12 protein-coding genes are annotated in these 9,410 nt (G+C 71.5%); 8 read left to right on the top strand and 4 right to left on the bottom strand.

Annotated features, from left to right (window positions below):
- Positions 1-9 precede the first annotated feature (9 nt).
- The gene (gene sepH, locus VIG79_RS07140; protein ID WP_331883953.1) at positions 10-1,434 is read right to left on the bottom strand and encodes a septation protein SepH; all 1,425 of its coding nucleotides are present in this window, start codon (positions 1,432-1,434) and stop codon (positions 10-12) included.
- Positions 1,435-1,587: 153 nt separating this feature from the next.
- Here sepH and VIG79_RS07135 point away from each other — a divergent pair, with 153 nt between their 5' ends.
- The 3 genes from VIG79_RS07135 to VIG79_RS07125 are packed head-to-tail and all read left to right on the top strand — an operon-like array spanning position 1,588 to position 4,168.
- Positions 1,588-2,226: a trimeric intracellular cation channel family protein gene (locus tag VIG79_RS07135; protein WP_331883950.1), complete on the top strand. Its 639-nt coding sequence runs from the start codon at positions 1,588-1,590 to the stop codon at positions 2,224-2,226.
- Positions 2,223-3,314 (top strand): ferrochelatase, encoded by a 1,092-nt coding sequence (locus VIG79_RS07130; RefSeq protein WP_331883948.1) that lies wholly within the window; start codon positions 2,223-2,225, stop codon positions 3,312-3,314. Before VIG79_RS07135 ends, VIG79_RS07130 begins: the two co-directional genes overlap by 4 nt.
- Complete coding sequence (locus VIG79_RS07125; protein WP_331883946.1) at positions 3,314-4,168, top strand: inositol monophosphatase family protein; 855 nt, start codon at positions 3,314-3,316, stop codon at positions 4,166-4,168. The genes VIG79_RS07130 and VIG79_RS07125 overlap by 1 nt, the downstream gene beginning before the upstream one ends.
- 6 nt (positions 4,169-4,174) lie before the next feature.
- Here the strand turns inward: VIG79_RS07125 and VIG79_RS07120 are convergent, their stop codons facing one another.
- Complete coding sequence (locus VIG79_RS07120; RefSeq protein WP_331883944.1) at positions 4,175-4,366, bottom strand: hypothetical protein; 192 nt, start codon at positions 4,364-4,366, stop codon at positions 4,175-4,177.
- A gap of 628 nt (positions 4,367-4,994) precedes the next feature.
- Here VIG79_RS07120 and VIG79_RS07115 point away from each other — a divergent pair.
- The 5 genes from VIG79_RS07115 to VIG79_RS07095 all read left to right on the top strand — a co-directional run bounded on the left by VIG79_RS07115 (position 4,995) and on the right by VIG79_RS07095 (position 7,865).
- Entirely contained in the window at positions 4,995-5,294 is a 300-nt protein-coding gene (locus VIG79_RS07115) for a DUF4193 domain-containing protein (RefSeq protein WP_331883942.1), read from the top strand.
- The gene (gene dut / locus VIG79_RS07110; RefSeq protein WP_414672598.1) at positions 5,291-5,821 is read left to right on the top strand and encodes a dUTP diphosphatase; all 531 of its coding nucleotides are present in this window, start codon (positions 5,291-5,293) and stop codon (positions 5,819-5,821) included. Before VIG79_RS07115 ends, dut begins: the two co-directional genes overlap by 4 nt.
- Positions 5,822-5,888: 67 nt before the next feature.
- A complete protein-coding gene (locus VIG79_RS07105) occupies positions 5,889-6,671 on the top strand; it encodes a DUF3710 domain-containing protein (protein ID WP_331883939.1) in 783 nt (260 codons plus the stop codon).
- Between the two features lie 2 nt (positions 6,672-6,673).
- Positions 6,674-7,087: an OB-fold nucleic acid binding domain-containing protein gene (locus VIG79_RS07100; protein ID WP_331883936.1), complete on the top strand. Its 414-nt coding sequence runs from the start codon at positions 6,674-6,676 to the stop codon at positions 7,085-7,087.
- Positions 7,080-7,865: a DUF3159 domain-containing protein gene (locus VIG79_RS07095; RefSeq protein ID WP_331883934.1), complete on the top strand. Its 786-nt coding sequence runs from the start codon at positions 7,080-7,082 to the stop codon at positions 7,863-7,865. Before VIG79_RS07100 ends, VIG79_RS07095 begins: the two co-directional genes overlap by 8 nt.
- A 7-nt stretch (positions 7,866-7,872) precedes the next feature.
- Here the strand turns inward: VIG79_RS07095 and VIG79_RS07090 are convergent, their stop codons facing one another.
- Positions 7,873-8,562 (bottom strand): TrkA family potassium uptake protein, encoded by a 690-nt coding sequence (locus VIG79_RS07090; RefSeq protein WP_331883931.1) that lies wholly within the window; start codon positions 8,560-8,562, stop codon positions 7,873-7,875.
- 33 nt (positions 8,563-8,595) lie between these two features.
- Positions 8,596-9,258: a TrkA family potassium uptake protein gene (locus VIG79_RS07085; RefSeq protein ID WP_331883929.1), complete on the bottom strand. Its 663-nt coding sequence runs from the start codon at positions 9,256-9,258 to the stop codon at positions 8,596-8,598.
- Positions 9,259-9,410 lie beyond the last annotated feature (152 nt).

Below are 9,410 nucleotides of genomic sequence, written 5' to 3'. Positions count from 1 at the left end.
TGAGCGGGGTCAGTCGCGCTTGGCGCCGAACATGATGTCGTCCCACGAGGGGACCGACGGCCGCGGCTTGCGCCGGCTGGCCGCCTTCTTGACGGCGGGCGCCGGTTCGTCGACGAGGTCGGTCGACTCGGGCGTTGCGGGCGCCCGGTCCTCCTCGGCGACGACCTCCTCGACCGGAACCACAGCGACCTCCTCGACCGGAACCGCAGCGACCTCCTCGACCGGAACCACAGCGGCGTCCTCGACCGGAGCCTCGGCGAGTCCGTCGGGCAGCTCGTCGGCCTCCTCGTGTGCCACCTCGTCAACGGGCTCGTGGGCCACCTCGTCAACGGGCTCGTCCAGCGGGGGCGACTCCGCTCCCGCCGGCTCGAGCACGGGCTCCTCGTTGCCCTCCGTCGCCGGCTCCTCGGGATCCTCGACGTCCGCGGCCACGACGATCCTGTCCAGCGACTCGGTCTCGGCGACCGGCCCGATCGCCTCCCTGACGGTCGGCTCGATCGCCTCCGTGACGGTCGGCTCGACCGTCGACTCGACGGCAGGGGAAGGCGCAGGGGCCGGGGTCGCGTCGACGATCGCCGGCACCTCTTCCTCCGGTTCGGTCTCGAGGGGCAACGGTGGCGCCACCTCGCGGCGAGCCGGCTCGGCCGAGGCCGCCCGTCGCCGACCGGAACGCCGCCCCACCGTGGTCCGCTGCCGCATTGCCGTCATGAGGTCGAGCGGCTCCTCCTCGTGGCCGGATCGCGCGGCGGCCACGGCGGCCCGTCGCGTGGACGCGGCCACGCCGCCCTCGGCCTCGACGTCGTACACGTTCGTCACCCGCGGTGTACTCGTCGGCAGCGGGCCGATCGACGTGGGCTCGTCGGCGCTGAGCCAACGGGCCTCGTCGTCGGCCGCTTCGACGGTCCGCAGCACCGGGTCGTAGGTCCAGGCCGCCTGCCGCTGACGGCCTCCGGCCGCGAACGTCAGCACGACGGTCCAGAGCGTCTCCTCGACGCCGCGCCACGCGTCCCACACGCTCGACTCGGAGTCGACACCACGGTCGCGCATCCGCTGCGCGACCCGGCCCTGCAGGGTCGGCACCGTCGACCCCGTGGCGCCACCCCGCGACCGGACCCGGACCAGCCGCGCCTGGTCCGCGACGTGGACCCGCTCGGCGAGGATCGGGCCCTCGTAGCGGCGCACCTTCTCCACCGTCCAGCCGGCCCGGTCGGCCACCTCCTCGGCCGAGGCTCCGGCCCGGATGAGCGACTGGACCTCGCGCGGACGCATACCGCCGTCGATCTCGATCTGCAGCTGCCCCAGCCGGGGACGATCCCGTCGCGCCGCCGCGCGAAGCGGCTCGTCCAGCGCCAGCCGGAAGTGCGTCCCGTCAGGCCCCGCGAGGAGCAGATGCTGACCGTCCTCCTGGACGCCGACGAGTCTCAGGTCCTGCATCTCGAACTCCTGACCACTGACGCCGCCTACCAGGGACCTCCGCCTGCTTCCTGGGGCTCGACTCTGCCATGGGACCCGGCGCGCCCGACAGTGCCACGCCGCCGTCCTGGACGTCGGACCAGCCCGGAACCCCCGAGTACCCTGGGCGCCGCCATGCCGAGCAACCCTGTCGTCTCGCCACTGCTGCTCGACCTCATCGGCGTGTTCGCGTTCGCGCTGTCGGGGGGGCTCGTCGCGGTCCGGAAGCGACTGGACCTGTTCGGCGTGCTCGTCCTGGCCGGCGCGACCGGTCTCGGCGGCGGGGTCCTGCGTGACCTGCTCATCGGCGTCACCCCGCCCCTCGGGATCAGCGACTGGCGGCTCGTCGCCACGGCCCTCGCCGCGGGCCTGGTGACCTTCGTCTACCACCCGGGCGTCGAGCGGCTGAGCCGCCTCGTCAAGGTCCTCGACGCCGTCGGACTGGCGCTGTTCGCGGTCGGCGGTGCCCTGCTCGCCCTGGCGCGACCCGGCATACCCCCGCTGGCGGCGATCATCGTCGGCACCATCACGGCGGTCGGGGGCGGCGCCTTGCGCGACGTCCTCGTCGGCCAGGTGCCCGAGGTCCTCCGGCGGGAGCTGTACGCGCTGCCCGCACTCCTCGGATCCACGATCGTCGTCGTGGCCTACCACGTGGGCTTCATCTCGCCGCTGGTCGTGTGGGGGTCCGCCGCGCTGGTGTTCGGGATCCGTATGGTGGCGATCGTGCTCCACCTCAACGCGCCGCAGCCGTTCCGACTCGGGGACCCTCGATGACCTCCGAGGCGCTGGCGCCCTACGACGCCGTCCTGCTCGTGTCGTTCGGCGGGCCGGAGGCGCCTAACGAGGTCATGCCGTTCCTGCGCCGGGTGACGGCGGGTCGCGGGATACCGGACGAGCGGCTCCAGGACGTCGCGCACCACTACGAGCTGTTCGGCGGCCGCAGCCCGATCAACGACCAGAACCGCGCCCTCATCGCCGCCCTCGAGGCCGAGCTGAAGGAGCGCGAGATTGAGGTCCCCGTGCTCTGGGGCAACCGCAACTCGCCGCCGTTCCTCGCCGACACGTTCCGGGACGCCGCCGCTCGTGGGCTGCACCGCATCGTCGTCGTGACGACGAGCGCCTACTCGTCGTACTCCTCCTGCCGGCAGTACCGCGAGAACCTCGCCGACGCGTTCGCCGAGGGCGCGGCCGGGCTGGTCCTCGAGATCGACAAGATCGGCCCGTATGCGTTGCGGCCCGCCTTCGTCGGTCCCAACGCCCGGCTCGTGGTCGAGGCGCTCCGGGCACTCGCCGACGTCCCCGACGCCGAGCTGGCCCTCCTCTTCGTCACCCACTCGATCCCCGACGCGATGGACGAGACGTCCGGCCCCGGTGACGGCGAGGGCCGCCTCTACCAGGAGCAGCACCACGCTCTCGCCGGCCGGGTCGTCGACCAGGTGCGGTACGACCTCGGCCGCGACCTCGCGCCCGAGGTCGTCTACTGCTCCCGGTCCGGTCCGCCGAGCCAGCCCTGGCTCGAACCCGACGTCAACGACCGCCTCGAGGAGCTGGCGGCCGGCGGCTGCCGCGTCGTCGTCCTCGCACCGGTCGGGTTCGTCTCCGACCACATGGAGGTCGTCTACGACCTCGACACCGAGGCCGCCGAGACTGCCGAGCGCCTCGGACTTCAGCTGGTCCGGGTGCCCACCGTCGGAGTCGACGAGGCCTTCGTCGCCGGCCTCGTCGACCTGCTCGAGGAACGCGCCGCGGAGGCGCGGGGAGGGGTGCTCCCCTCGGGACCGGAGGTCCGTCCCTCGGTGTGCCCCGCGGGCTGCTGCCCGAACCTGCGACAGGACCGCCCGGCACTCTGTGGGAGCGACTGATGACGACGGACGTTCCCGCAGGCATCGATTGCGCCGCGCTCGAGGACCTCGCCACCCGGCTCGCGGTCGCGGCCGGGCGGATGATCGTCGACGAACGGCCACGCCTCGTCGAGGCGTCCGCGACGAAGTCCTCGCCCACCGACATCGTCACGGTGATGGACACCCGCGCCGAGGACCTCATCCGAGGTCTCGTCCTGGCGGAGCGCCCCGACGACGCGATCCTCGGCGAGGAGGGTGACGACCAGCGCGGCACCTCCGGCATCACGTGGGTCGTCGACCCCATCGACGGCACCGTCAACTACCTCTACGACATCCCCGCCTATGCGGTCTCCGTCGCCGCGGCGACGGGGAACCCGAAGGTCCCGGGGGAGTGGCGGGTGCTCGCCGGAGCGGTCGCCGATCCCGCGCTGGCCCGGGTCTACCACGCGGCGGTCGGCTCCGGCGCCTACGAGCACGGGTGGGACGAGCCGACCCAGGCCCCCGGCCGGACGCGTCTCGCTGTCGGCTCGCTCGACGCCCTGTCCGGCGCGCTGGTCGGCACCGGCTTCGGCTACCTCCCGGAGGGCCGGCGGAAGCAGGGCGAGATGCTGCTCGAGGTGCTCCCGCAGGTCCGGGACATCCGCCGGATCGGCAGTGCCGCCCTCGACCTCTGCTCGGTGGCCTGCGGCCGGCTGGACGGCTTCTACGAGTCAGGGCTCAACCCGTGGGACATGGCCGCCGGGTGGCTGATCATCACCGAGGCGGGCGGCGTCCTCACCGGACCCCAGGGCGGACCTCCGGCCTCGGCGATGACCGTCGCGGGCAACCCGCATGTCCAGGCCCAGCTGCTCGCCGTCCTCGACGGGTTCGGCTGACCCGCGTCAGGCGGCGAAGAGGCCCAGCTCGTCCAGCTCGGGCAGGGACACCCCGTGCTCGCGGGCGATGCGGGCGATGTTCTCCAGGTCGGCCCGATGGACGTCGACGGAGTAGTCGTCACCGGACTCCTGAGCCGCGGTGAGGTCGTTGACGGCTGCGAGCGCTCGGGCTCGTAGCTGGGCGTGGAACTCGGTCATCCGGCACCTCCTGGGGCGCGCTGGGTGGCTGGGTGCTCGTCCGTTCGTTCGGGTCGGTTCGAGTGAACTGGACTGCTGACAACGTCTGGTGGTGCCCCTCTCGGGGCACCGCTCACGACCTTACGGGGGACAGGTTACGGGCGTGCTGTCGCGAGGTTGAGCCCGGGTGACGAGTCGCTGAGAACGAGTCCCGAGCTCGCTCAGAGTCAGCCACACGAATGGTCAAGGACGGGCCAACTCGCGGTCAGCAACCGCCCAAGTCGGGGCGCGAGGACCGCCATGTGACGCGCACGACACGCTCGACATCAGGACAAGGGGTGACGCGGGCGCGTTTGTAGGGCACAATCCGCGCGCGGGCTCCGCACGCCGCCCGGGGTCCGATGACGACCCACCGTCAGATCCGGGCACAAACGAGAGGGCCGCTGCGTTACATCGGAGCACGACACCGCTGACACCTACATCGGGTCCGAGATGTCAGCCGGCGGGAGCCGTCGACGTCGACGACACGGCCCGCTCACGCTGATCCACCACGGTTTCCCGACGACGAGAGCCCACCACCGACTCCACCTCACATTCGCGCGACAACACCTACGAATGACCACCACGTACCGCAGGAGCGACACAACCCATGGCGACTGACTACGACGCCCCGCGCAAGACCGACGACGACCTCTCCGAGGACTCGATCGAGGAGCTCAAGGCCCGGCGCGTCGACAAGTCCGCGTCGAGCGTCGACGTGGACGAGACCGAGCAGGCCGAGGGCTTCGAGCTGCCCGGCGCCGACCTCTCCGGCGAGGAGCTGTCGGTCCGGGTGATCCCCCGGCAGGCCGACGAGTTCACCTGCACCGAGTGCTACTTGGTGCACCACCGCAGCCAGCTGGCGAGCGACAAGGGCGGCAAGATGGTCTGCCGCGAGTGCGCGGCTTGACCGACGCCTCCGGCAGCCACCGGCCGCAGCCCGCATCACCAGGGCCGACCTCCCCACCGGGGGTCGGCCCTGACCGCGTCGTGGTCCATACCCGGCGCCTCGACCCGAGCCTGCCGCTGCCGACCTACGCGCATCCGGGCGACGCCGGGGCCGACCTCGTGTCCCGCGTCGACGTCACCCTGGCCCCGGGCCAGCGGGTCCTGGTCCCCACCGGCCTCGCGATCGCCCTTCCGGAGGGGTACGCGGCGTTCACCCACCCACGTTCGGGGCTGGCGGCCCGCCACGGGATCACCATCGTCAACGCGCCCGGCACCGTCGACGCGGGGTACCGCGGCGAGCTCCTCGTCAACCTCGTCAACCTCGACCCCGAGGAGCCGTTCGAGGTACGCCGCGGAGACCGCATCGCGCAGCTCGTGGTCCAGCGGGTGGCCGAGGTGGACTTCGTCGACGTGGATTCGCTCCCGGAGAGCTCCCGGGGGGAGACTGGGCACGGAGCGAGCGGCGGCTTCGGGCCCCGCGAGACCTGAGCGCCGGCATACGCGAGACCCGCAGGCCGTTGACGACTGTAGAGAGAAAGACGAAGGACGCGAGAACGTGGCAATCTTCCGCCGAGGGCGCAAGGACGACCCCGTCGACGAGGTCGGTGAGCTGGACGAGGTCGCTGAGCCCGACGAGCAGGACGACGACCTCGTGGCCGAGGACGAGGCCACCGAGCACGACGACGAGGCGTACAACCGCACCCGCGGGCCGTTCGACAGCTCGGAGGTGCACGACGAGGTTGAGCGGGTCGACCTCGGCGCCTTGCGGATCACCCCCGTCGAGGGGATGCAGCTGCGTCTCGAGCTGGACCAGGAGCAGCAGACCGTCCAGAGCGCGCACGCGCTGATCGACGAGTCGAGCGTCCAGCTCCAGGTCTTCGCCGCCCCGCGGACGCTCGGCGTCTGGCGCGACATCCGGACCGAGATCGCCGACAGCATCACCGCTCAGGGCGGGAAGGCCGAGGTCGTCGACGGCCCCCTCGGGCGCGAGCTGGCGGCGACGATCCCCGTCCAGGGTCCCGACGGACGCCAGCAGAAGAACGAGGTCCGCTTCATGGGGGTGGACGGACCCCGGTGGTTCCTGCGCGCCGTCATCAGCGGACCGGCAGCGACCGACGCCGACAAGGCGTCCCCGCTCGTCGAGATCGTCCGCAGCACCGTGGTCGTCCGTGACGAGGAGGCCCGACCACCTCGCGAAGCTCTACCCCTGCAGGTCCCCACGGTGCCGGATGTGGACCCGGTGGAGGACCCGTCCGGCGATGATGGGTCTGAAGCCGCCCCGCGCAGCGACGACCTGAGACCCTTCGAGCGCGGACCAGAGATCACCGAGGTGCGTTGACCATGGGTATCGAGAGCACAACCCCCATCTCCGCCCGTCGCGAGGAACCGCGCGGCATGTTCGCCAAGCTCGCCGACCGGCTCACCCGCTCCTCCAAGGAGGACGAGGCCCAGGAGCTGCGCGCGGAGACCGACCGCCAGGGCGCCACGCCGATCTGTGACATCGCCAACCGCGAAAAGGCCGACGTCTGTGGCACCGTCCGCTCCGTGACGCTGCGACCGCGCGCGGACGTCCCGGCCCTGGTGGTGGAGATCTACGACGGCAGCCGACCGCTGCACCTCGTCTGGCTCGGCCGCCGCGAGATCGCCGGGATCCAGGTAGGCGTCCAGCTCAAGGCCAGCGGCCGGGTGTCCTACTACCGCGGCATCCCGACGATGTTCAACCCCTTCTACACGATCGTCCCCACGAGTGGCTGAGCCCCACCGCATCGGCGGGGCAGCGGCGTACGTCACGGTCGAGGAGCTGCTCCGTGCGCGGCTGAGCGCCGCGATCGGCGGCTGGCGCGGCGCCCTCGAGTCGGCGATCCCCACGATCGCCTTCGTCGTCATCTGGACGGTCACCCAGGAGGTCCGGCCGGCGGTGATCGCCGCCGGCGCGGCGCTCGTCGTGCTTGCTGTACTGCGCCTCCTGCGCAAGGAGACCCTGCGGTTCCTCCTGTATGCCGCCGTCGCGGTCGCCGTCGCGGCGTTCTTCGCGCTGCGGTCGGGTCGCGCGGAAGACGCCTTCCTGCCGGGCATGATCCAGACCGCCGCCGTCGGGCTGGTGTTCACGGTCACCAACCTGGTCCGGTGGCCGCTGTTCGGGTTCCTCATCGCGGCGGCCGACCCGGAGCTCTCGGAGGCGACCGAACGGCTCAAGGCGTCGTCGAAGAAGGGCGCGCCGCAGGACCCGGAGTCCGTCGCCCAGGCCGAGGCCGACGAGGCTGTGGTCAGCGAGCTGCTGACGGGCTGGCGCCGGCACGAGGGCGTCGTGCGCGTGGCCAGTCGCGTCGGCTGGGTGATCGTCGTGCTCGACATCATCCGTCTGGCAGTCATGGTGCCCCTCTACCTCGGCGGCCAGGTCGCAACGCTCGGCATCGCTAAGATCGCGCTGGGCTGGCCCGCCTACCTGCTGGCCGTGCTCGTCATCGGACTCCTGCTGCTCAAGGGCAACACGCCGCTGGACGACCCCGACGGTCGTCCGACCGAGGCGTAGTCCCCCGCTAGCGGTAGTCCTCGTCCCGCGGGGGACGGGTGCCGGGGGAGAGCATCTGCTCGAGGACGTCCTCGTTGTCCGGCGTGGTGATGAAGAGCAGCTCGTCGTGCGCCTCGACGGCGTCGTCGCGGCTGGGGGCGATCGGCCGGTCGTCGCGGATGATGCCGACCAGCACGGTGTCGTCGGGCCACTGGATCTCCGCGATCCGCTTGCCGATGTAAGGACTCTCGCCCGGCATGGTCAGCTCGACCATCGAGGCCTTGGCCTGCTGGAACTGGAAGATCCGGACCAGGTCGCCGACGCTGACGGCCTCCTCGACGAGCGCCGTCATGAGGCGCGGCGTCGACACCGCGACGTCGACCCCCCAGGACTCGTCGAACATCCACTCGTTCTTGGGGTTGTTGACCCGCGCCACGGTACGAGGCACGCCGAACTCGGTCTTGGACAGCAGCGAGACGACCAGGTTGACCTTGTCGTCACCGGTGGCGGCGACGACGACGTCGCACTCGTGGACCTTGGCCTCCTCGAGCACGGCAATCTCGCAGGCGTCGGCCAGCAGCCACGCCGCGTCGGGGACGCGGGACGCCTGCACGTCGTCGGCGTCCTTGTCGATGAGCAGCACCTGATGACCGTTGTGGAGCAGCTCTCGGGCGATGGACCGCCCGACGCTGCCCGCTCCGGTGATGACGACTCGCATACGTCTTCCCTCGTCGATCCCTAGTCGAAACCGTCAGTGGGCCGGCGGCGGCTGGTCGAAGACCTTCTCGACGCGGCCGAGGTCGTCGATCGCCGCGACGACATGGATCTGGTCGCCGTCCTGGAACACCGTGTCCGGCCGGGGGATCAGCCCGTCGCCGAGCCGGGTGATGAACGCGATGCGTGAACCGGTGACGTCCTCGACCTCGGTGAGTCGACGCCCCACCCACGACCGCGCCAGCGGGACCTGCGCCACGACGACGCGTCCGCTCGGGTCGGTCAACGCCGGCACGGACCCTTGGGGGAGGAGCAGCTGGAGCATCTGGTCGGAGGTCCAGCGAACGGTCGCCACCGTGGGAATCCCGAGCCGCTGGTAGACCATCGCGCGGCCCGGGTCGTAGATGCGCGCCGCGACGTGCTCGACGCCGAACGTCTCCCGCGCCACCCGCGCGGCCAGGATGTTGGAGTTGTCACCGCTGGAGACGGCGGCGAAGGCGTCGGCCTTCTCGATGCCCGCTTCCTTGAGCGTGTCGCGGTCGAAGCCGACCCCGGTGACGGTCTGTCCCGGAAAGTCCTCACCGAGCCGATCGAAGGCGCTGGTCACCTGATCGATCACGGCGACAGAGTGGCCCCGCTTGGCCAGGCTGCGCGCGAGAGTCGACCCGACCCTGCCGCAACCGAGAATGACGACGTGCACGGGCTGGAACACTAGCCGGGTCCGAGGTGCTTACGGGCCAAGTTGCCGCGTAGCATTCCGCGCCGTGGGCGTGCTGACGGGCCTGCTGAAGCGCGGCGTGGTCGGCCGGCCCGTTCGGAGCGACCGCCTCGGCGAGACGCTGCTGCCCAAAA

The sequence above is a fragment of the Lapillicoccus sp. genome, from assembly GCF_036559105.1.
In the GTDB taxonomy this organism is placed as follows: domain Bacteria; phylum Actinomycetota; class Actinomycetes; order Actinomycetales; family Dermatophilaceae; genus Lapillicoccus.
Note: the sequence above shows the minus strand (reverse complement) of the source record. Positions and strands in the feature narration are given on the sequence as shown.

Excerpts from the sequence above, each read along its gene's own strand:
- sepH (WP_331883953.1), bottom strand. The coding sequence starts at position 1,434 with ATGCAGGACCTGAGACTCGTCGGCGTCCAGGAGGACGGTCAGCATCTG.
- VIG79_RS07135 (WP_331883950.1), top strand. The coding sequence starts at position 1,588 with ATGCCGAGCAACCCTGTCGTCTCGCCACTGCTGCTCGACCTCATCGGC.
- VIG79_RS07130 (WP_331883948.1), top strand. The coding sequence starts at position 2,223 with ATGACCTCCGAGGCGCTGGCGCCCTACGACGCCGTCCTGCTCGTGTCG.
- VIG79_RS07125 (WP_331883946.1), top strand. The coding sequence starts at position 3,314 with ATGACGACGGACGTTCCCGCAGGCATCGATTGCGCCGCGCTCGAGGAC.
- VIG79_RS07120 (WP_331883944.1), bottom strand. The coding sequence starts at position 4,366 with ATGACCGAGTTCCACGCCCAGCTACGAGCCCGAGCGCTCGCAGCCGTC.
- VIG79_RS07115 (WP_331883942.1), top strand. The coding sequence starts at position 4,995 with ATGGCGACTGACTACGACGCCCCGCGCAAGACCGACGACGACCTCTCC.
- VIG79_RS07100 (WP_331883936.1), top strand. The coding sequence starts at position 6,674 with ATGGGTATCGAGAGCACAACCCCCATCTCCGCCCGTCGCGAGGAACCG.
- VIG79_RS07090 (WP_331883931.1), bottom strand. The coding sequence starts at position 8,562 with ATGCGAGTCGTCATCACCGGAGCGGGCAGCGTCGGGCGGTCCATCGCC.